17 protein-coding genes are annotated in these 19286 nt (G+C 66.8%); 4 read left to right on the top strand and 13 right to left on the bottom strand.

Translation table 11 applies throughout. The features are described 5' to 3' along the window. Positions 1-84: 84 nt before the first annotated feature. From F0U63_RS16095 to F0U63_RS16070, 6 genes are all read right to left on the bottom strand, one after another. Complete coding sequence (locus F0U63_RS16095; protein WP_395846800.1) at positions 85-2118, bottom strand: endo-1,4-beta-xylanase; 2034 nt, start codon at positions 2116-2118, stop codon at positions 85-87. A gap of 140 nt (positions 2119-2258) precedes the next feature. Further along, positions 2259-3215 carry an alpha/beta fold hydrolase gene (locus F0U63_RS16090; protein ID WP_395846799.1) on the bottom strand — a complete coding sequence of 319 codons (957 nt, stop codon included), beginning with the start codon at positions 3213-3215 and terminating at the stop codon, positions 2259-2261. A gap of 38 nt (positions 3216-3253) precedes the next feature. Further along, positions 3254-3709, bottom strand: coding sequence for an Rrf2 family transcriptional regulator (locus F0U63_RS16085; protein ID WP_395846798.1), 456 nt, complete (start codon positions 3707-3709; stop codon positions 3254-3256). A 119-nt stretch (positions 3710-3828) separates the two neighbouring features. After that, positions 3829-4521 carry a RibD family protein gene (locus F0U63_RS16080; RefSeq protein ID WP_395846797.1) on the bottom strand — a complete coding sequence of 231 codons (693 nt, stop codon included), beginning with the start codon at positions 4519-4521 and terminating at the stop codon, positions 3829-3831. A 106-nt stretch (positions 4522-4627) separates the two neighbouring features. Further along, complete coding sequence (locus tag F0U63_RS16075) at positions 4628-5755, bottom strand: aldo/keto reductase (protein WP_395846796.1); 1128 nt, start codon at positions 5753-5755, stop codon at positions 4628-4630. A gap of 169 nt (positions 5756-5924) precedes the next feature. Further along, complete coding sequence (locus F0U63_RS16070; RefSeq protein ID WP_395846795.1) at positions 5925-7082, bottom strand: MBL fold metallo-hydrolase; 1158 nt, start codon at positions 7080-7082, stop codon at positions 5925-5927. Between the two features lie 94 nt (positions 7083-7176). Between F0U63_RS16070 and F0U63_RS16065 the strand changes: the two genes are divergently transcribed. Then, positions 7177-7716, top strand: a complete 540-nt coding sequence (locus tag F0U63_RS16065; protein WP_395846794.1) for a TetR/AcrR family transcriptional regulator — start codon at positions 7177-7179, stop codon at positions 7714-7716. Positions 7717-7754: 38 nt separating this feature from the next. On the opposite strand, the gene F0U63_RS16060 is transcribed toward F0U63_RS16065, so the two are convergent. Continuing rightward, a complete protein-coding gene (locus tag F0U63_RS16060; protein ID WP_395846793.1) occupies positions 7755-8666 on the bottom strand; it encodes a LysR family transcriptional regulator in 912 nt (303 codons plus the stop codon). Positions 8667-8801: 135 nt separating this feature from the next. On the opposite strand from F0U63_RS16060, the gene F0U63_RS16055 reads away from it, so the two are divergent. The 3 genes from F0U63_RS16055 to F0U63_RS16045 all read left to right on the top strand — a co-directional run bounded on the left by F0U63_RS16055 (position 8802) and on the right by F0U63_RS16045 (position 12265). Then, on the top strand, positions 8802-10223 hold the full coding sequence (locus F0U63_RS16055; RefSeq protein WP_395846792.1) for an aldehyde dehydrogenase family protein: 1422 nt from the start codon (positions 8802-8804) through the stop codon (positions 10221-10223). Between the two features lie 146 nt (positions 10224-10369). Continuing rightward, the gene (locus F0U63_RS16050; protein ID WP_395846791.1) at positions 10370-10912 is read left to right on the top strand and encodes an RrF2 family transcriptional regulator; all 543 of its coding nucleotides are present in this window, start codon (positions 10370-10372) and stop codon (positions 10910-10912) included. Positions 10913-11056: 144 nt separating this feature from the next. After that, on the top strand, positions 11057-12265 hold the full coding sequence (locus tag F0U63_RS16045) for an NAD(P)/FAD-dependent oxidoreductase (protein ID WP_395846790.1): 1209 nt from the start codon (positions 11057-11059) through the stop codon (positions 12263-12265). A gap of 50 nt (positions 12266-12315) precedes the next feature. On the opposite strand, the gene holA is transcribed toward F0U63_RS16045, so the two are convergent. The 6 genes from holA to F0U63_RS16015 form a co-directional block, all read right to left on the bottom strand. Beyond that, entirely contained in the window at positions 12316-13635 is a 1320-nt protein-coding gene (gene holA / locus F0U63_RS16040; protein WP_395846789.1) for a DNA polymerase III subunit delta, read from the bottom strand. Then, positions 13632-14660: a DNA polymerase III subunit delta' gene (gene holB, locus F0U63_RS16035; protein ID WP_395846788.1), complete on the bottom strand. Its 1029-nt coding sequence runs from the start codon at positions 14658-14660 to the stop codon at positions 13632-13634. The genes holA and holB overlap by 4 nt, the downstream gene beginning before the upstream one ends. Positions 14661-14786: 126 nt before the next feature. Continuing rightward, positions 14787-15071 (bottom strand): hypothetical protein, encoded by a 285-nt coding sequence (locus F0U63_RS16030; RefSeq protein WP_395846787.1) that lies wholly within the window; start codon positions 15069-15071, stop codon positions 14787-14789. Between the two features lie 48 nt (positions 15072-15119). Further along, positions 15120-15401, bottom strand: coding sequence for a hypothetical protein (locus F0U63_RS16025; RefSeq protein ID WP_395846786.1), 282 nt, complete (start codon positions 15399-15401; stop codon positions 15120-15122). Between the two features lie 392 nt (positions 15402-15793). Then, a complete protein-coding gene (locus F0U63_RS16020) occupies positions 15794-17371 on the bottom strand; it encodes a serine hydrolase (protein WP_395846785.1) in 1578 nt (525 codons plus the stop codon). Between the two features lie 129 nt (positions 17372-17500). Next, a complete protein-coding gene (locus F0U63_RS16015; protein WP_395846784.1) occupies positions 17501-18679 on the bottom strand; it encodes a right-handed parallel beta-helix repeat-containing protein in 1179 nt (392 codons plus the stop codon). Positions 18680-19286 lie beyond the last annotated feature (607 nt).

The raw sequence follows: 19286 nt of genomic DNA, 5'->3' as shown, positions 1-19286 counted from the left end.
GCTGTCCGCTCAGCGACGGCCCGGGTGCGGCTTCGCGCATGGGATGCTGGCGGGTGAACGGAACCGCCAGCCCCGGCGCTCCCCCTACCCTCCTGCTGGCTCAACTCCCCAGATGAGCTGGCCGTTCCGATAGAGCGTCACCCCCTCCCAAGGGGTGTACGACGTCTTGGATGGGTCGAAGGAGTAGTCATTGGATTCGTCGAAGTTCGACCAATCGGCCTTGTGGCTGCGGGTTTCGATGACCCCTGAATCGCCGCCCGCCGGAATACTGCCCGCGGCGGAATCGAAGGTGATCTCCAGATAATGGTCCGCCTTCGTCTTCCCCGTGCTCATCTTCACATGCCTGCCGATGACGTTCGCCTGCCCCATGCGCGCATAATCACAGAAGAAGGCCAGCGGCTTGTCCCCCTCCACCGTGAACCAATAGCGGATGGTCAGCTCGCTCGGCTTCACGGGCTCTGCGCCATTGTTCTTGATCTTGAAGTGTGGCCTCAGGGCGTTATCGCCCGGCTGGGTGTCCGCCGCGCGGTATTCCAGCACGAGGTTGCTCGTGGGCGGAACGGGTGCGTCCACGATGGCCCAGTAGGCCGATTTGGACTGCAGACGCTCATCGAACAGGAGGGGCCAATCATTGCGGGCCACCGGGAAGGTCCGCAACCAGGTGTTGCCGTCATCCTTGCCCCACACCGTGACGCTGGTGATCAGGTTCTTGTGTCTCCTGAAGACGTCGAACAGTTGCTTGTAGAGCGCCGCCTGCTTCTGCTTCAGCTCATCCGGGAACGTGTCGTACCGCTGCGAGGAGGAGGAATACACGCTCACGTCCAGCTCGGTGATGTGCGTTTCGACTCCCAGGTCGGCGAACTTGACGATGGAGCTTTCGATCTCCTGGACCGTCGGATAGTAGAGGCTGACGTGCGTCTGGTGTCCAACGCCGTCAATCGGAATGCCCTTGGCCTTCAACCGCTTGACCAGGTTGTACATGGCCTGGCTCTTGCCTGACTCGTGGGTGTTGTAGTCGTTGATGAACAACACCGCATCCGGGTCGGCCTGGCGGGCGAACAGGAACGCCTTCTCGATGAACTCCTCCCCCGCGATCTGGTACCACGGGCTGCGGCGCAAGCCGTCGGGCTGCGCGGCATCGAGGACCTCGTTGACCACGTCCCAGGCGTAGATCTGGCCCTTGTAGCGGCCCATGACCGCGTTGATGTGCGTCTTCATCCGTTGGAACAAGAGCTCCTTGCTCGCCAGATTTCCGTTCGCATCACGGAACACCCAGTCCGGCGTTTGTGAATGCCAGACCAGTGTATGTCCCCGGATCCGCTGCCCGTTCGCGACCACGAACTGAACGGCGGCATCCGCACCGCTGAAGTTGAACACGCCTTCCTGTGGCTCCGTGCTGTCCCACTTCAGGACGTTGCCCGGTGTCGTGCTGTTGAAGTGCTTGGCGAGCAACTTCCTGTCCGCTTCCGTCAGGAGCTCGCTGTTGGAGAACGCGGTTCCGAGCAGGAAATCCCCGGCGAAGACGTCCTTGAGCGAAGGAATGCCTTCCTCGATGACGACAGGCCCGAGATCAGGCAGCTTCTCCAAGCGGAAATCGTCGAGATAGATCACCAGTGCGAGATTGTCCGGCGCTTCGAAGTAGACGGACAGATTGTCCGCCGCCTCGAGGAGCTTGTACTGGGCCTGGAACCGCACCCAGCCACTGGACGTGGCCGTATCGAAGTACATCCGCTCGTAATGGGTGGTGCTCGGCGTCCTGCGCTGCATCGTCATGGAGACGGTGGTGTTCGGGGCTCCCTGAGCGAGCTTGAGCCACCCCGTGAACACGTAGGTCTGACCCGGCTCCAGGTGCGCCGTGACATCCAGCGTCGGGCCGTGCCACGACTGATTGCGCTCCCCTACCCTCAAGCCGTAGGCGCCGCCGCGGGCCGCTTCCGGCACCACCGCCAACGCCTCCACCCCCCCGCGCCCCGTCCAGCCTTGCGCCGTTCCATCCTCGAAATCAGTCTGGAGCAGCAGGCTGTTCTGCGCGCGAGCGGAAGGCGCGGAGAAGAACAACAGAATCAAGGATGACGCCAGGAACGTCTGAAGCACTTTCAGCGCGGACTTGTTCCTCATGGGTTTTGGTCTCCATCCGAACGAAGCATTCCCCAGCGTCAATAGTCAGTCACAAAACTGATTGGCGGCAAAAACGGAAAGAACAACAATCTCCGCATCTATTGTCCGCCAAACACTTCAATGACAGGGCAATTTTCCGATCAGGTGGGCAGCTTCTTCAGGAAGGCCAGCAGGGCCGCGTTGACCTCGGCCGCGCGCTCCTGCTGGATCCAATGGCCCGCGTCGGGGATGACGAGCACCTCCTCGAGGTTGGGCACCAGCGGCTTCATCTGATCAATCGGGGACATCGCGCGCACCGGGTCCTTTTCTCCGATGATGAAGAGCGCGGGCTGCTCGATCTTGGCCGTCGCGAGTTCCGGCAACTCCTCCCAGTCGCGGTCCATGTTGCGGTAGCGGTTGAGCCCTCCACGGAAGCCACTGCCCGCGAACTCCTTGGCGAAATACGCCACATCGTCTTCAGTGAGCCAGGCCGGGAGCGTGCCGGGGGTGTCGAGCCCCGTGAGGAACTTGTCGCCCTTCTTCTTGGTCCGCACGGCCTCGGCCTTCGCATCGAAACCGGGGATGCCGGCGAGGATCGTGCGCATCGTCCTCGGGATGTCCGCTTCGAACTCCGCCTCCGCGACGCCAGGCTCCTGGAAGTAGAGGATGTAGAACCAATTCTCTCCGAACATGCTCTTGAAGATCTTCGTTGGCGGCATGGGCGAGCGGCCGAGGTACGGCACGCTCATGCCGACAACGGCGCGGAAGCGGTCGGGGTGGAGCGCCGCGCTGGTCCACGCCATCGCCGAGCCCCAGTCATGGCCGACGACGACGGCGGTCTTCTCCCCGAGCGCATCGAGCAGGCCGACATAATCGGCGAGCATGTTCTTCATGCTGTACGCCTCGAGTTCCCGTGGCTTGTCGCTGCGGCCGTAGCCGCGGACATCGAGCGCGACCGCGTGGTAGCCGGCGGCCGCGAGCGCCGGGAGCTGGTGGCGCCAGGAGTACCAGGATTCCGGCCAGCCGTGGATCAGCAGCACGAGGGGGCCTTCACCGGCCTCGGCGATGTGGAGGTGGATGCCGTTGGTCTTGACGGTGCGGTGTCTGATGTCGGTCATGGAACTCACTTTCGGGGTGAAATGGAATGATGCGTACGTCAGGCCTGGACATCGCGGCCCTTCTTCGCGGGGCGAGCGCGGTTGCGGTGAACGCTCCTGGCGATGTCCGCCACCGAAGTGCTTCGCAGCTGCGTCAGGAGGAGCGCTTCGGCCTCGCCGAGCACCTTGCCGAGTGCGTGATTGACGGCCTGCTCGACGAGGCACCCAGGGCTCTCGCTCCGAGGGCCGATGTTGAACAGCGCGGGGGTTCCGAGCGCATCGTACACGTCACCCAGCGTCACTGAATCCAGCTTGCGCGCGAGCGACCATCCCCCGCCGTGCCCTTTCTCCGAGCGCAGGATTCCCGCCTCGCGCAGACCGGCCATGGTCCGCCGCACCACCACGGGGTTCGCCTGCATCAACTGCCCGAGTTCCTCCGACGTCACCACGGGAGCCATCTCCTCCATGTGGAGGAGAACGTGCAATGCAACGGAGAGCCGACTGTCACGCCTCATGCCACTTCATATGTTACTTGAGTGGCCGGGAGTCAAGGCGGAGTTGCGGGCACGAGCCCGCCCCCCTCCGGTCAGGGCTTATCGTGCGGTCGCCTCTCCGCGGGAAAGGCCGCATCCTCCTAACCGACAACCTTGTAGCGCAGCCAGGCGAGGTCCCCCTTGCGCTGCTCGACGGACAGCAGCTTGAGCTTGCGCGCGGGGCCCCGGCCTTCCCGTGCATCGAACAGCGAGGGGAGACCGATTCCCCCATCCGCGACGGGGGCGAGCAGCACGCTGAGCTCGTCGATGAGGCCCGCCGCGAGGAAGGAACCGTTGATCTTCCCTCCGCCTTCGAGCAGCAGCGTCTTGATGCCGAACTCCTTGCGGAGCTTCTGGAGGACCCGCGCGAGGTTCAGCCGCGTCTTGCCTCCGAAGAGGTACGAGACCCCTCGCTCCCGCAGGAACGCCAGATAATCATCCGAAACGCCTTCGCCGAGGATGGTGACGACGTGCTCCCCGTCGATGTCGCTGGCCTTCCAGGTGAGCTTGCCGGACGGGTCCAGGGCAATCGCGTACGACTCGGCGTCGCGCCGGGCAATGAAGTCCTTGCGTGGGATGGGCTCGGGTTGTTTACGAACAGGCACCTTCGACTTGCCCGCATAGGGCTCCATCGAGACGCGACCGATGATCCACGCGTCCGCGTCGAAGGTCGCCGCGGTGCGCTCGTACTCCGCCAGGCTCCCGGGCGGGAGCTTCCAGCTCGAGGTCACGATCCGACCATCCACGGAAGGCACCATGTGGCAGATGACGTAGGGCCGCTTGCTCTTGTCCATGCCGTGCACCCTACGTGCATACGGCGGCGCGAGGAGGCTCTCCCGCGCGGCCAGCCATCCGCCAACGTCACTTCCCGAACTTCTGACCCGAGCGGGCCCCCTCCCCTCAGGTGGGAACCGGCGCGTTCTCCGCGATGAGCTTCTCCTTCTTCAACTCGGCCCAGAAATCGGCCGGAATCTTCACCTGCATGGACACGATGTCCTCCTGGATCTGCCGCGCCGTGCGCGCGCCCACCAGCACCGCCGACACCACTTGCGGTGCCGAGGCGAACTGCAAGGCGGCGGTGCGCAGATCGATGCGGTAGCGACGGGCGATCGCGTCCAGCCGTGCGCGCCGGTCGCGCAGCTCGTCGGTGATCGTGCCCAGGTAGTCGATGCGCTCCACACCGCACAGGAAGCCGACATTGAGCGGAGAACCCACGACGATCGACACGCCACGCTCCGCGCAGGCCGGCTGCAAGCGGTTCAGCGAGTCCTCGTGGCGCACCAGCGTGTACTGGGTGGCGGACAGGAAGATGTCCGGGTCGCTTTCCTTCAAGGTGCGCAGCGCCGGCTCGATCGAATTGACGCCAAGGCCCCAGGCCTTGATCAGCCCTTCCTCGCGCATGCGGATCAGTTCCGGCATCGCGCCCTTGACCGCGATGTCGAAGTACTCGGTCCAGCGCTCGCCCATGTCGCGGTTGTCCGGCGACAGATCGTGGATGAACACCATGTCGATCCGCTCCACGCCCAGCCGCTGCAGGCTGTCCTCGATCGAACGCCGCACCCCGTCCGCGGTGTAGTCGTAGACCCGGTGGAACGGCGGCGGCTCGGGCCAGACCTTGCTGTCGGGGGGATTGCCCGCCTTGAGCAGGCGGCCGACCTTGGTCGAGAGGATGTACTCGTCGCGTTTCTGCTCGGACAGGAACTGCCCCATGCGCCGCTCGCTGCGGCCAATGCCATACCAGGGCGAGGTATCGAAATAGCGCACGCCGCCCGCCCACGCCGCCGCCAGGGCACCCTGCGCATCGGCGTTCGGGGTGGGCTTGAACGCACCGGCGAGCGGCACGCCGCCCAGCCCGAAGCGGTGGCGCGGGCGGTAGTGACGGCCGGTGGTCTCCGACGGATTCTGAGGCAGGGTTTTCGTGCGTGCGGCGGGCGCGGCGGCCTGTGCCGCGGGCGTGAACGCGGGGGCGGTCGCCAGAACACCAGCGCTGCTGGCGAGGGTCGAAAGAAACTGACGGCGTGTGGTCATGGCGTCTCCTGGACGGGAACCAAGGTACGCACCGACCCGATGCCACTCCAAACCAAAGAGGGCATGTACTCATGCGCGAAGTGGATGGATGACACGTCGCGTCACACCCCATGACAGACGGGGTTTTGAGAGGCATTGGAGTATGTAATCAGCACCCCCTGGGTGAATGTCAGTTGAGCTGGGTGGAGACGATGGGGTGCCGCGCCGCGGTGTCCCAGGGAAGGTCCGGCCACCAGCGCTCGAGCGGCGACGGAGCGCCCGGCTCGATGCTCTGGCCGGGCCTGGGCACGACGACCGTGTCGTTGCCCTGTGCGGCCGCCGCGAGCACGCGCTCGATGGGCTCGGTCCAGCCGTGGGCGGCGAGCGTGAACAGCCCCCAGTGCACCGGCAGGAGGACCCGGCCCTGGACCATCCGGTGGGCGAGCACCGCCTGCTCGGGTCCGATGTGCCAGTCCGGCCAGGCGCTGTGGTACTGGCCCACCTCGATCATCGTCACGTCGAAGGGCCCCAGGCGCGCGCCAATGTCCTTCATGGCCGGGAACAGCCCGGTGTCACCCGAGTAGTACGCGCGATGCTCGGGGCCGTGGAGCGCGAAGCCGGCCCACAGCGTCGCGTCCTTGTCGATCCCGGTCCGCCCCGAGGCGTGGCGCGCCGGGGTGGCGGTAATGTCGAGCCCGCGCACCCGCGTGTGCTCCCACCAGTCGAGCTCGACGATGCGCGCCTCGGGCACACCCCAGGCGGTCAGGTGCGCTCCCACGCCGAGCGGCACCACGAAGGTGGTGTCCCAGTCCTTCATGGCCGAGACGGTGGGATGGTCCAGGTGATCATAGTGGTCATGCGAGATGACGACCGCGTCGATGGGCGGCAGCTCCGAGAGCGCGATGGGCGGGGCATACCACCGCTTGGGGCCCACCCAGCTCAGCGGCGAGGAGCGCTCGCTCCAGATGGGATCGGTGAGGACTCGGTGGCCGTCGATTTCGATCAGCGTCGTGGAGTGCCCGAGCCACGTGACGCGCAGCCCCGTGGCCGGCGGTGTCTCGAACCGGTGGCGGTCGCCGGGAATGAAGGGCAGCGGCTCGGCGGGGCCCACGTCGGGACTCGCCTTGAACATGGCCGACAGCGAGCCCCACCAGTCATTCCAGAGCGGCTGCGGGTTCTCGAAGTGCCCACCCTGCCATTGCGGCGAGCGCTCCATCCGCGCGCGTCGCTCACCGCTGGCACGAGCACCCAGGGCGGTCCACGCATCGGCGGCGATGATGGCGAGGACGACGGCCAGCAGTCCCCCCGTCCCGAGCGCCACGCGCGCCAGTCTGCTGCGGATCTTCATGGGCTTCACCGGCTCCTCGGAGGGACACAGGCCGGGAAGGCCCGCCCTCCTGATACAAATTGACAAAGGACGCGAATATTGTCAACTTGATCGCATGTCGGATGAGACGAGCCAGGATCGCGACGCGCAACGCCGGGCGGCAATCCTCCAGGCCGCGCTGGAGTGCTTCCTCCAGTTCGGCTACGCGAAGACGTCGCTCGATGACATCGCCAAACGGGCGAACATTTCGCGGCCACTCATCTACCGGAAGTTCAAGAACAAGGACGACATCTACACCGCGGTCATCGAGGATCTCTTCGAGAAGCGCTACCCCCGGGCCGAGCAGGTGCTGGCCTCACCCGGCTCCCAGCGGGACAAGCTCCTGCGTGTCTACGAGATCCTCCTGCTCGAGCCGTGGGACGAGTTGATGGGCGCGCCCATGGCGGCCGACTTGTACGAGGTCTGCTCGCGGCTCTTCCCCCAGGTGGAGGCGAAACACGTCCGGATGCAGCTCAAGCTCACGCAGGCCATCCTGGAGAACAAGGAGCTTTCCGAGGTCTTCATGCTCGCGGTGGAGGGGCTCCAGTCCGACCTGCCGGCGACGCGTGTGCTGCGCCGCCGCTTGCAACTGCTCGTCGAGCGTTTCGCCCCTTGAACAGCGCTGGCGCCCGTCAGGAGGTGTGAGGAGATGGGTCAGCGCGCGGCGCGGCGGGCGGTGTTCTTCTCGCGGATCAACTCCACCAGCGCCTTCAATCCCGCCGGGACGTACCGGTGCCTGGGGTAATACAGGCGAAGACCTGGAAAGGGAGGGCACCAGTCTTCCAGCACTGTCACCAGGCGGCCACTGGCCAGATCATCGGCGAGGTGCCACTCGGACAGGAACGCCAGGCCAACCCCCGCGCGAACGGCCGTGAGCACGGTGCGCTGATCGTTGAGGACCAATCGCGGCGGCAGATCGATCTCCAGGGCCTCGCCACGGCGCTCCAATTCCCAGCGGTACAGACCCCCGTGTGACAGTCGCATGCGGATGGCGGCGTGGCCGGTCAGGTCGTCCGGTGTCCGTGGCTTGCCGTGTTTAGCGAAATAGGCCGGTGAGCCGACGACGACCATGCGCAGGTCGTCGCTGAGCGGCATGGAGACCATGTCCTGAGGCACCGCTTCGGCCAGACGGATACCGGCATCGAAACCGTCGGCGACGATGTCGATCAGCCGTGCCTCGCTGACGATGTCCAGATTCATCCGCGGGTGACGGTTCAGGTACTCGAGCAGCAAGGGCTCGAAGATCATCTGCACCGCGTCGTTCGGCGAGTTGATTCGCAGCGTGCCGGCCGGAGCCTCGGGCTGGCTGTTGATCTCCTCGCTGGCGCCGCGGATCTCCGCCACCGCCGGAGCGATGCGCTGCACGTAGCGTTGGCCGGCCTCGGTCAACGCCACGCTGCGGGTGGTGCGGTGGAACAGACGCGCCTTCAGCCGAGCCTCCAGCCCGGCGACCGCACTGCTCACCGCCGAGGTGGACATGCCCAGTTGCCTGGCGGCGGCGCGGAAGCTGCCGTGACGGGCCACGGCGAGCACGGTCTCCAGTTCGATCAGTCCTGAGCGGTGCATGGGGATTGTCCTGATTTTCAGAACGGCCCTTGCAGGATACACCCGATTGTCGGGACGGTCCGCCCCGCGCAGATTGGATTCCGTCGGGTACCACCCCGGCCTTCACCGGAGCCCCTTCTCCACCGGAGTCCTTTCATGGAACGCATCGAGCAGATCTACATCGACGGCGCCTTCGTCACCCCGCATGGCGACGAATGGTTCAACCTGTTCAACCCCGCCACCGAAGAGGTGATCGGCCAGGTGCGACTGGCCGATGCCGAGGACGCGCGTCGCGCCATCGCCGCGGCCAGACGTGCCTTCCCGGCGTTCTCGCGCACCACCCGGGCCGAGCGCCTCGCGATGCTCGAGCGCATGCGGGCGGCGGTGGCCGCGCGCGAGGATGAGCTGCTCGAGGCCGTCATCAGGGAGTACGGCGCGCCGGCGTCGCGCTCTCGCTGGATGGCGAGCCATGCCCACCAGGTGATCGGCGAAGTGGCCGAGGTGCTGGCGCGCTACGACTTCGAGCGCCAGGCGGGCACCGCTCGGGTGGTGATGCAGCCGCTGGGCGTGGCCGGCCTCATCACTCCCTGGAACAACGACGCCGGCTTCATCTGCGGCAAGCTGGCCACCGCGCTGGCCGCCGGCTGCACCGCGGTGCTCAAGCCCAGTGAGATGAGCGCCATCCAGACGCGCATCATCACCCAGGCGCTGCACGAGGCCGGCCTGCCGCCCGGTGTGTTCAACATCGTCACCGGGCGCGGTGAGGTGGTGGGCGCGGAGATCAGCGCCTCGCCGGACGTGGCCAAGATCTCGTTCACCGGTTCGACCGTGGTGGGCAAGACCATCCTTCGCACCGGAGCGGAAACCCTGAAGCGGGTGACGCTGGAGCTGGGCGGCAAGTCGCCCATGGTGGTGTTGGACGATGCCGACTTCGCCACCGCGGTGCCACTGGCGGTGCAGGCCGGGTTCATGAACAACGGTCAGGCCTGCATCGCCGGCACCCGTATCCTGGTCCCCGCTTCTCGACAGGCCGAGTTCGAGTCGTTGCTCGCCCGTGAGGTGCGCGCGACGAAGTCCGGCGACCCGCGCGATGCCGACACCGCCATCGGCCCCATGGTGAGCGCGAAGCAGTGGGAGCGCGTGCAGCGCTACATCCGCCTCGGCCTCAACGAAGGCGCGCGCCTGCTGGTGGGCGGCGAGGGCCGGCCCGAGGGCATGAAGCGCGGCTGGTGCGTGAAGCCCACCGTGTTCACCGGCGTGCGCAACGACATGACCATCGCACGAGAGGAGATCTTCGGACCGGTGTTGTCGCTCATCACCTACCGCGACGAGGACGAGGCGGTGGCCATCGCCAACGACACGCTCTACGGCCTGCACGCCTACGTGGTCTCTGGCGATCCCCAACGCGGCGCGCGAGTGGCCGCTCGGCTCGAGGCCGGGCGCGTCCTGGTCAATACCCTCACCCATGAGCCCAAGGCCCCGTTCGGCGGCTTCAAGCAGTCCGGCATCGGCCGGGAGAACGGCCCCTATGGACTGGAGGCCTACCTGGAGCCGAAGGCCATGGTGGTGGCGGCGTAGTCCCGCCAGGCGCCGCCAAGGCACGCCAGCTCGCCCGCCTCCCCTCTTCGAGGAACGCCTCCTCGCGGCGCGGTGCATCAACTCGGACTCACTTTGTCTTCGTTTTTCGGTTGCCGACATGAACACGGACCCATATAGTCCGTGTTATGGCGCACCTCACCACGAGCGTTGAATACGGCATCCACTGCCTCCTCTGGCTGGTCAGCGCGGGCGACACTCCGCTGAGCAGCCGAGACCTGGCCGAGCTTCAGGGCGTATCGCCCACCTTTCTCGCCAAGATATTCCCCAAGCTCGAAAAGGCGGGGATCGTCGTCGCGAGCGAGGGGGTGCGCGGCGGGTACAAGCTCGCCAGGGCCCCGGAGGACATCAGCTTCCTGGAAGTCATCGATGCGATCGAAGGGGACAAGCCGCTCTTCGACTGTCAGCAGGTTCGCGGCCGTTGCGCCGTGTTCGAGGGCAATCCTCCCTCCTGGGCGATGGCGGGCGTCTGCGCGATCCATGCCGTGATGCTGCGCGCGGAGAAGGCGATGCGCGACACCTTGGCGAAGGAATCGCTCGCCGATGTCGCGAAGACTTTCGGCCGCAAGGCGCCGCCTGGGTTTTCAAACGACGTCCAGAAATGGATTGAGGACCGGCTCAACAACCGTGCATCCACGCGGAAATCGCGCACGCACGAAGAGCCCTCCTGAACCGGACGCGCGGCGTAACGCCGTGAACCACTCGAACTCTTGAATTTTTTCTCGGTTTCCGCCGGACGACCGAGAAAGCGGCCGTCGTGTATCCGCACGACGGAACCGGAGAGCTGCGTCCGGCTCCCAAAAGAAAGCAAGACAATGAACCAGAAGATCGTCATCGCGGGCTCGGGTTTCGCTGGCATGTGGGCAGCCATTTCCGCCGCGCGCGCCGTATCGCTGGCGGGCAAGCAGAACCAGGTGGACATCATGGTCGTGTCGCCGAGCCCCCACCTCCACATCCGCCCGCGCCTCTATGAGGCGGTGCTCGAGAACATGGCGCCGGACCTCGCGCCGCTGTTCGAGGCGGTGGGCGTTCGCCACCTCTCCGGCACCATCGAGGCGATCCATGCCGACCGGCATGAAGTCGAAGTGCTCGGCACCGAGGGCGAGCGCGTGACGCTGCCCTATGACCGCTTCGTGTTGGCGGCCGGCAGCCGCCTGTTCATGCCGAACGTGCCCGGGCTCAAGGAGCACGCCTTCAACGTCGACCAGCTGTCGAGCGCGAGCGCTCTCGACAAGCACCTGAAGGCGCTCGCCCACAAGCCGGAGACGGCCGCCCGGAACACGGTGGTGGTCGCGGGCGGTGGCTTCACCGGCATCGAGACGGTGGCCGAGATGCCCCAGCGGCTGCGCGCCATCCTCGGCCAGGACGCGAAGATCCGGGTCGTGGTGCTGGAACAGGCGCCCGCCATCGGCCCCGATCTCGGGCCGGTTCCTCGCCCGGTGATCGAGGAGGCCCTGGCCGAGTGCGGCGTCGAGGTGCGCACCTCCACCGGAGCCGTGGCGATCGACGCGGAGGGTGTCACCACGTCCACCGGCGAGCGGATCGAGACCCACACGGTGGTCTGGACCGCTGGCGCGAGAGCCAACCCGCTCGCCGCGCAGATCCCAGGCGACCACGACCGCTTCGGCCGGGTCCATGCCGACCAGTATCTGCGCGCCAAGGGCGCCGAGGGCATCTTCGTCACCGGGGATGTGGCGATGGTCACGACCGACGAGGAAGGCCACCTGGCGGCGATGTCCTGCCAGCACGCGGTGATCCTCGGCCGCGTCGCCGGCCACAACGCCGCCGCCGAGCTGGTCGGTCTGCCGACCCACCCGTACAGCCAGCCGAAGTACGTCACCTGCCTCGATCTCGGCCCCTGGGGCGCGCTCTTCACCGAGGGATGGGACCGTCAGGTGAAGCTGACGCGTGAAGCGGGCAAGGCGCTCAAGCGTCAGATCAACACCCAGTGGATCTACCCGCCCCAAGCGGAGCGGAATGCCGCCTTCGCGGTCGCCCATCCGGACTTCGTGATCGCCGCCTGAAGCCCGAAAGGGTGTCGAGGGAGCACTTCAAGCGCCCCCCGCGCGGAGCCTCAAGCGCTCGCGCACACGGTCCACAACAGCCGCTCGATGACGAGCTTGCCGCTCGCCGAGGACTTGAGCGACAGGTCCGACTCGGCGCACGCCACCAGTGCGTCCAACAGCTCGCGCCGCTTGTAGCGGGCCGCCCCCTGCATCGCGAGGAAGGCCGCATACGGATGCGGCGCCTTGCCCTTGGCCGCCTTGGCCTCCTCCTCCACCCGGGGGAACACCCGCGCCTTGAAGTCGTTGAACGAGCGCGGCACCGAGCCCCCGGCGTACTTCTCCAGCCGCTCGTGGTTCTCCAGCATGCCCCGCACGATGGAGGCCACCGCGCCCAGCAGTTGCAGCCCGTGCACCCCCTGCCCCATCGCGTCCACCGTGTAGTCCAGCGCCGCCTTCAGGTTGCGATTCTGCAGGGCCTCGGACAGCTCGAAGAACTCCTCCTCGCGCGTGTGCGCCACCAGCAGCGCCACGTCCGCCGCCTCGATGGTGGAGCCCTCCGCGTACGTCGCCAGCTTCTCCAGCTCGGACTGCAACAGCCGCACGTTGCCGCCAATGCGCTCCTTGAGCAGATCCGCCGCGGGCTTGCTCAGCTTCTTCTTGAACGGCCAGAGGAACTCCTCGGCGAGCGGACCGATCTCCAGGTCCTTGTGCCGCGAGGCCACCTTGCGCTCGACGAGCCGGCCCTTGTCCGCCGCGAGCTTCACCAGCGGGTTCTTCGCATCCACGTCCGAGGCCGCCATCACCAGCGTGTGCCCCGGCGGCAGCCCCTTCTCGAAGAGGGTCAGCAGCGCGCTCGCGTCCCCCTCGGGGGCGCTGATGCGCTCCTCCCGGCAGAACGCGGCCACCTCCTTGAGGAAGAGCAGATCCGCCTCCGCCAGCTCGACGTTGAGCTCCTCCTTCCACTCCTCCGCCGAGGGCGCTCCCGGAGCCTCCGGATCCAACTGCGCCACGCCCCACCCCGCCCGGGCCGCCAGCGCGAGCAGCCGCCGCGCGCCTTCCTTGCGCTTGCCCGCCGTCCACGCCTCGCGCGCCTTGCCCAGCGCGTTACCCCGGCCCTTCTTGGGCGCGAGGAACTCCGGGTCGCGCACCAGCACCACCTTGCGCCCGGGGAACAGCGGCAGCGTGGCCAGCTCCTGCGCCACCTCGCGCGGCGAGCCCGCGTCCAGCACCGCGAAGTTCAGCCCCGCGGACGCATCCGGCAAGAGCGCCTTCACCAGCTCGTCCGCGCCCTTGCGCACGAGGTACTCCTCGCCCCACAGCAGGTAGAGCGGGTGCACCACCTTGCCCGCCCGCGCCTCGTCCAGCACGTCCTCGATGTCCGCGCTCATCGCCCCTCCAGCAATTCAATGAGCATCCGCTCCAGTTGCAGCCGGGGCGAGCCGTTGCGCTCCACGATGGTCGCCCGCGCCTTGTCCAGCAGCGCGTGCCGCCGGTGGAGCATCGACTCGTGCGTGCGCGCCGCCACCTCGTGCGCGAGCGCGTCCAGGTCCCGGTTGGCCAGGCGCTCCCCTCCCACCTTCGCCAGCGCCACGTCGCGCGTCCACAGCGAGAGGATGGAGAGCGCCTGCTCCGCGTCCTCGCGCGACTCGCCGAACGTGGCGGCCCAGCGCAGCATCGCGCTCACGTCTCCGGGCTTGAGCGCCTCGAACGAGCGGATGACGTCCTGACGGGCCGCGAGCGCCTTCAGGTCCAACGCCATGGCCCGGCCAAGGCTGCCTCCGGCCATCACCGCCGCGAGCATGGCCGTCGGCTCGTCCAGTTTGCGCTCCTTCTGGAGGCGCTCGGCCACGAGTTCCACGGGCAGCGGGCCGAAGGACACCTTGGAGCAGCGGCTGCGGATGGTGGGCAACATCTTGTCCGGCGCCGAGGCCAGCAGGATGAGCGTGGTGTCCGCGGGGGGCTCCTCGAGCGTCTTGAGGAAGGCGTTCTGCGCCTGGGTGTTCATCTGGTGCGCGTCCACCACGATGGCCACCTTGCGCTTGGACTCGAGGCCCCGCAGGCAGATGCGCTCGAGCAGGGTACGGATCTGATCCACGCGGATGTCGCGGCTGGGCGTGGTGGCGAAGTCCGAGCGGCCCGCGAGGCCGCGATCCACGCGCTCGGCATCGGGCATGAGCCAGGACACGTCCGGGTGGGCGCCCTTGGCGAGGCGGGTACAGCTCGAGCAAGTGCCACAGCCCACATCGGGCTGCTCGGGACAGGTGAGCGCCTGGGCGAGCCCCACGGCGGTGAGCTCCTTGCCCACGCCCTCCGGCCCGGCGAAGAGGTAGGCGTGATGAACCGAGCCACCCCGAAGCGCCGACTGGAGCGCGTCGATGGCTCGTGGCTGTCCGACGACCGATGCCAACGTCATGAGGGCGTGTATCCCCGCTCGCGTCCCACCCGTCAACCACTCAGGGGGTAGAGCGCGCCTGGCCCGCCCCGCCCACCCACCCGTCTCCCTGCCAATGGCGCAGGCGGGCCGTAGCAGGCACGGGGCTCACTTGCTCCAACAGGTGGCATACGCGGTCCGTCCGCACTGGGCATTGGCGTAGCTCTGGCACTGGCCGTAAGCCACGACGCCCGCGCCCACCGCGGACCATTGGGACGCGCTGCTGGTGCACTTCCAGGTACAGAGGCGCGCGCCCGAGTCCCAGCCTTCACACACCGCGCTCTCGGTCGTGCCGAGCTGCTCCTGGGCGTCCATCTCCTCGGGGAGTGGACCGCCACAGGCGGCGAGGAGGACACCAGACACGAGGCCAAGCAGCAGGGTCTTCATCTTCATGGAGCAATCCTTGGGGTAGGAGGGTTCACAGGGAAGCGATGGGGGTGCTCACTTGCTCCAGCACGCGCCATACGCGGTCCGTCCACACTGGCCGTTGGCGTATTCCTGACACTGGCCGTAGCTCACCGTGGCCGAGGTCGTCCACCACGTGGAGTAGCTGTAACACTGGAAGGAACACTTGCGCGCGCCCGAGTCCCAGCCCTCACACAGAGCGCCCTGGGTCGTGCCGAGCTCCTCCGCCGGTGCCTGGGCGTCCTCGGGCTCAGGGCCACCACACGCGGTGATCATCAGGCCAGACACCAAACCCAGCATCAGCATACTCATCTTCATGTGGAGTTCCCCTCTGGAGGCGCCGCTGGAATCGGGCGCGGCAGCGGGTTCCTCTCATAACAAAAGATTTCCTGTTTTACAACTATAGGGCCTTTTTCCGTTTTATATGAAAATCCCACGAGATAGAGTGCCGCCAGCGACTCGCTGATGACAGGGGCGTTGTCATTCGACTCTCCTCCCGCCTAGCACCCAGGGATTGCGCGCTGGAAGAGAAAAGCCACAGCAGAGGCAGTGGCAGGATCATGCCACCAAGGACCGCGAGCCAGGTCCGGATACCTCCGTCTCTCAACATGCTAGGGCCCACACTCGGGACGGCAGACAAGAATCCCTCGGGCGGCTGCCGGGCCCACTGGTTCGACGTCCACGCCTATGCGGCGCACGAGGGTGCTCACTTACTTGCTCGAGGATGCGCCGAGTTCCTCCAGCATCCTCGCAGCGTTGTCGTTCTTCGGGTTCAGCTCGAGGGACTTCTTGTAGCGGGTGATGGCCTCGTCCTTCCGGCCCACCTCGAGGTAGGCCTCCCCGAGGCTGTCGTGCGTGTTGGCGTCCTCGGGGTAGAGCTCGACGTTGGCCTCGAACACCTTCACGGCGTCGGCGACCTTGCCTCCCCTGAGCAACGAGTAGCCGATGTCATTGAGGATGCCGGAGGACAGCGTCTCTTCTGGAGCCGTGCGCCGCCGATCCTTCAACCAGGCGATGGCGGCGTCCGTACCCTCGAGGCGCGCCAGCAGGTCCGCCGTCGTGGAGGGGCTGTCGGGCTCGGCGGTGAAGCCCTTCCAGCCGTACTCGGTGGCCACGCTGGCGGTGAGTCGCTCGAAGATTCGCCAGCCATCATCCGAGTTGGTCATGATGGCCACGCCGCTGCCCGAGTCGGCGAACGCCATGAGGAAGCACTTGAAGCCCTCGTTGCCTCCTCCATGACCGAACCACTCCTTGCCCGGGTTGAGCTGGAAGCCGAGCCCGAAGGACTCGGACTGCCGGGTGAGCATCTGCTTCGCCATCGACTGGGACAGCACGCGCTGGGACTCGCCGTTCCAGGCCTTGGAGACCTCGAGGGCGATGCGCGCGAGGTCGGTGGGCGTCGTCCACAGGCCCGCGGCCGCCAGCTCCGGGTAGGTGTGCCAGCGGCCCTCGACGCTCGCGCCTCCCGAGCGCGTGCCGGTGGCGGCGAGGGGCTGCAGCTTCTTGGGCAGTGGCTGCTCGTAGGTGCTGTGCTTCAGGCCCAGGGGGGCGAGGACACCTTCCCGCATGATTCGCGGAAACGGCTGGTGGAGCTGGTCCATCAGCAGCTGCTGGACGATGAGCGTGCCTCCACCGCTGTAGCGCGTCAGCGTGCCGGGCACGGTGTCGACGCGCACGGAAGCGGAGTTCGCGGGCTTCTCGCCGTCGAGAACCTGCCGGAGCGTGGGCACGGGCTCGTTGGCCGCGTAGCCCTTGAAGCCATGGACCGTCGTCCCCGCGCTGTGGGAGAGCAGCCGGCGCAGGGTGACCTTCTGTTCCTTCGTGTACTCGTTGTCGGGCACCTTCCACGACACGAGCTGGTCGTTGATGTTCCCGTCGAGCGACCACCCACGCTTCTCGGCGTGGTGCAGCACCGCCAGGGTCGTCACGGGCTTGCTGATGGAGGCAGCCTGGAAGAGGGTGTCGGGGGTGACGGGGTCAGTGCCGCCGGACTGCTTCACGCCATAACCCCTGGCCCAGACGAGCGATCCCTTGTCGAACACAGCGATGCTCAGTCCGGGAATCTTGTACAGCGCCATCCACTCCTGGAGGGAGAGGCGGCGTGTCTGCTCGCCGGGAAGGGCCACGGGGGAGAGTCCTGCCTCCACGCGGGCGATGCGCGCGGCCTCGGAGGGGCGGGCGAGCCATTGGGTGGTGGGCTTTCGCGTGTCGGCGGCCGTGAGGAGCGAGACGGCGGCGAGGGCGCAGAGGGACACGGAGGCGAGACGGGTCGGGGATGTATGGCGCATGGCGAGCTTCCATGAGGATGGCTCGCGTGGAGCCCTTGGGGCGGAGAGCCTACGTCACTTCGTCTGAAGAAGGTGTCTGAAGAAGGTGGTAGAGCACCAGGCCCGCGAGCGCCGCCGCCAGCGGGGACGTCAGTACATGGCGCAGACGATGCCCACGCAGTCGCCCGCGGTGTTGCCGCGCGCGACGTTTCCGCCGCCGTCGAAGGCCGTGGGCGCGTAGAGGCCAAAGCCCGCGTTGCCCAGGGCGAGGTTGTTGAGCACCGTAGGTGTGCTGGGCGGCTGCACCCGGAGTCCATCGCCGTCGTTGGCCAGGAACTGATTGCCGCGGACAATGCCCGTGAGCGAGGTGATAGGGAAACCCGCGCGGTCGGACAGGGTCAGACCACTCGCGTTGTCATAAAAGGTGTTGCTGTCGATGTAGACCTTCTCGGCCGCTGCCTCCAGCCCCGTACCGTTGCGGACGACCAGGGTGTCGAGCATCGAGAGATTGAGCGGATTCCAGACCGGATCGATGGCCGGCGCGAACGCGGCGTTGTTCGCGATGAGCGTGTTCTCGAACCGCATCTGCCTGCAGACACGGAAGCCGGGGTCATTGGGGATGCGGCCCACTGCGTCGTTCCACGCGATCGTGCTCGACCTGATGCGGATGGTGCTCTCCCAGCAGAGGAAGACGAGCCCATTGGACGTGAACGTGGAGTCGAGCACGTCAATGGAGTGGAAGTCCCCGAGCATCGCGGACCCGTTGTGGGTGAAGAGGGATGACCGCACGTCGAAGTTGCCATTGGACGCATCGAACTCGCTGCTCAGCCCGCTCCCGTTCCCGTTCAGGCGTGAGTTCGTGATGAGGAAGTTCCCAGGGGAGGCCCGGTTGAAGACGCCGGCGCCGTTGTCGAGGAGCGCGAGCTCATGCAGCCGCACGTTCAGCGGGCCCGCGCCGATGGCGGTGGTGATGCCGCTGCCGAATCCCCGGACGGTGCCATTGCGCACCATCCGGCCCCTGGCGATCACGATGCCTTGTGAGTTCCTGTTTTCCGGACCGGTGCGGCGGATGGTGTGTCCGCCCAGGTCCAGGACGATGCCGTCGCCGTCGAGCTGGAGCGCGAAGGGCGCCGAGCTGGGGCAGTGGAGGTCGTGCGTCAGGCGCGTATGGGTGGTGAGGGTGTCACCGCAGTGGACGGTGAGACCAGCGGCGAACGTCACCTCGCCATCCGCATCGGAAGGAGTCGTGCCACGGGCCTGGACGTCCGGCGCTCCCGTGAACAAGGTGGTCACAGCCAAGGCCACGGTGAATCCACGCGTCTGCGTCATGCTGTCTCCTCGGGCCGAAGACGTCCAGCCACCGGAGCAAGAGGCTACAGTCACGGTGCCTCTCCCGGCTTCCCGTCCACGGGTGTCAGCGCGCAGTCCGGAGCGCGACAGCGTGGAGGCGCCCAAGGGTGAGGGGAGCGGGCCTCAATGTGTGGGGGGAGATCCATCCCAATCCCTGGCAGTGACCCCGGTGGCGTGCGCTCTCTACATCATCAGTGGAGGAGCATCCGCCCATCTCCGCTGATGTCGTGCGCTCCCTCGAAGCCCTGGGCATTCAGCGCACGGACCTCGTCCCGGTCGAGCCTCGAAGAAGGTGTCAGAGGATTCGTACAGCTTCGCCCCTGCAGACGAACCTCACAAGGTTTCATGGCGTCTTCGCTCCAGGCGAGAAACTCCGGCCAGTTCTGCGCCCCTCGCGTCACCGAGCAACAGGGCCCCACGGAGGGGCTCGACGCGAAGAAAATACCGGATGCGACCCCTCGTCGGGAAAGCCCGGAACCACCTGCTTCAGACCAGAGAAAGCTGAATGTTGCCATTGCAGGAGCGACTGAAAGGCGGGTGGAGAGACCGCGCAGCCCCCTTGAGTACACGCCGCCCACTCGTGTCG

The sequence above is a fragment of the Cystobacter fuscus genome (assembly GCF_044360685.1).
In the GTDB taxonomy this organism is placed as follows: domain Bacteria; phylum Myxococcota; class Myxococcia; order Myxococcales; family Myxococcaceae; genus Cystobacter; species Cystobacter fuscus_C.
Note: the sequence above shows the minus strand (reverse complement) of the source record. Positions and strands in the feature narration are given on the sequence as shown.

What these genes read in the sequence shown, in the direction of transcription:
- F0U63_RS16045 (WP_395846790.1), top strand. Translation starts at nt 11,057, where the DNA reads ATGAACCAGAAGATCGTCATCGCGGGCTCGGGTTTCGCTGGCATGTGG.
- F0U63_RS16090 (WP_395846799.1), bottom strand. Translation starts at nt 3,215, where the DNA reads ATGACCGACATCAGACACCGCACCGTCAAGACCAACGGCATCCACCTC.
- F0U63_RS16015 (WP_395846784.1), bottom strand. Translation starts at nt 18,679, where the DNA reads ATGACGCAGACGCGTGGATTCACCGTGGCCTTGGCTGTGACCACCTTG.
- F0U63_RS16070 (WP_395846795.1), bottom strand. Translation starts at nt 7,082, where the DNA reads ATGAAGATCCGCAGCAGACTGGCGCGCGTGGCGCTCGGGACGGGGGGA.
- F0U63_RS16085 (WP_395846798.1), bottom strand. Translation starts at nt 3,709, where the DNA reads ATGAGGCGTGACAGTCGGCTCTCCGTTGCATTGCACGTTCTCCTCCAC.
- F0U63_RS16055 (WP_395846792.1), top strand. Translation starts at nt 8,802, where the DNA reads ATGGAACGCATCGAGCAGATCTACATCGACGGCGCCTTCGTCACCCCG.
- holB (WP_395846788.1), bottom strand. Translation starts at nt 14,660, where the DNA reads ATGACGTTGGCATCGGTCGTCGGACAGCCACGAGCCATCGACGCGCTC.
- F0U63_RS16025 (WP_395846786.1), bottom strand. Translation starts at nt 15,401, where the DNA reads ATGAAGATGAGTATGCTGATGCTGGGTTTGGTGTCTGGCCTGATGATC.
- F0U63_RS16065 (WP_395846794.1), top strand. Translation starts at nt 7,177, where the DNA reads ATGTCGGATGAGACGAGCCAGGATCGCGACGCGCAACGCCGGGCGGCA.
- F0U63_RS16030 (WP_395846787.1), bottom strand. Translation starts at nt 15,071, where the DNA reads ATGAAGATGAAGACCCTGCTGCTTGGCCTCGTGTCTGGTGTCCTCCTC.
- F0U63_RS16095 (WP_395846800.1), bottom strand. Translation starts at nt 2,118, where the DNA reads ATGAGGAACAAGTCCGCGCTGAAAGTGCTTCAGACGTTCCTGGCGTCA.
- F0U63_RS16050 (WP_395846791.1), top strand. Translation starts at nt 10,370, where the DNA reads ATGGCGCACCTCACCACGAGCGTTGAATACGGCATCCACTGCCTCCTC.
- F0U63_RS16020 (WP_395846785.1), bottom strand. Translation starts at nt 17,371, where the DNA reads ATGCGCCATACATCCCCGACCCGTCTCGCCTCCGTGTCCCTCTGCGCC.
- holA (WP_395846789.1), bottom strand. Translation starts at nt 13,635, where the DNA reads ATGAGCGCGGACATCGAGGACGTGCTGGACGAGGCGCGGGCGGGCAAG.
- F0U63_RS16060 (WP_395846793.1), bottom strand. Translation starts at nt 8,666, where the DNA reads ATGCACCGCTCAGGACTGATCGAACTGGAGACCGTGCTCGCCGTGGCC.
- F0U63_RS16080 (WP_395846797.1), bottom strand. Translation starts at nt 4,521, where the DNA reads ATGGACAAGAGCAAGCGGCCCTACGTCATCTGCCACATGGTGCCTTCC.
- F0U63_RS16075 (WP_395846796.1), bottom strand. Translation starts at nt 5,755, where the DNA reads ATGACCACACGCCGTCAGTTTCTTTCGACCCTCGCCAGCAGCGCTGGT.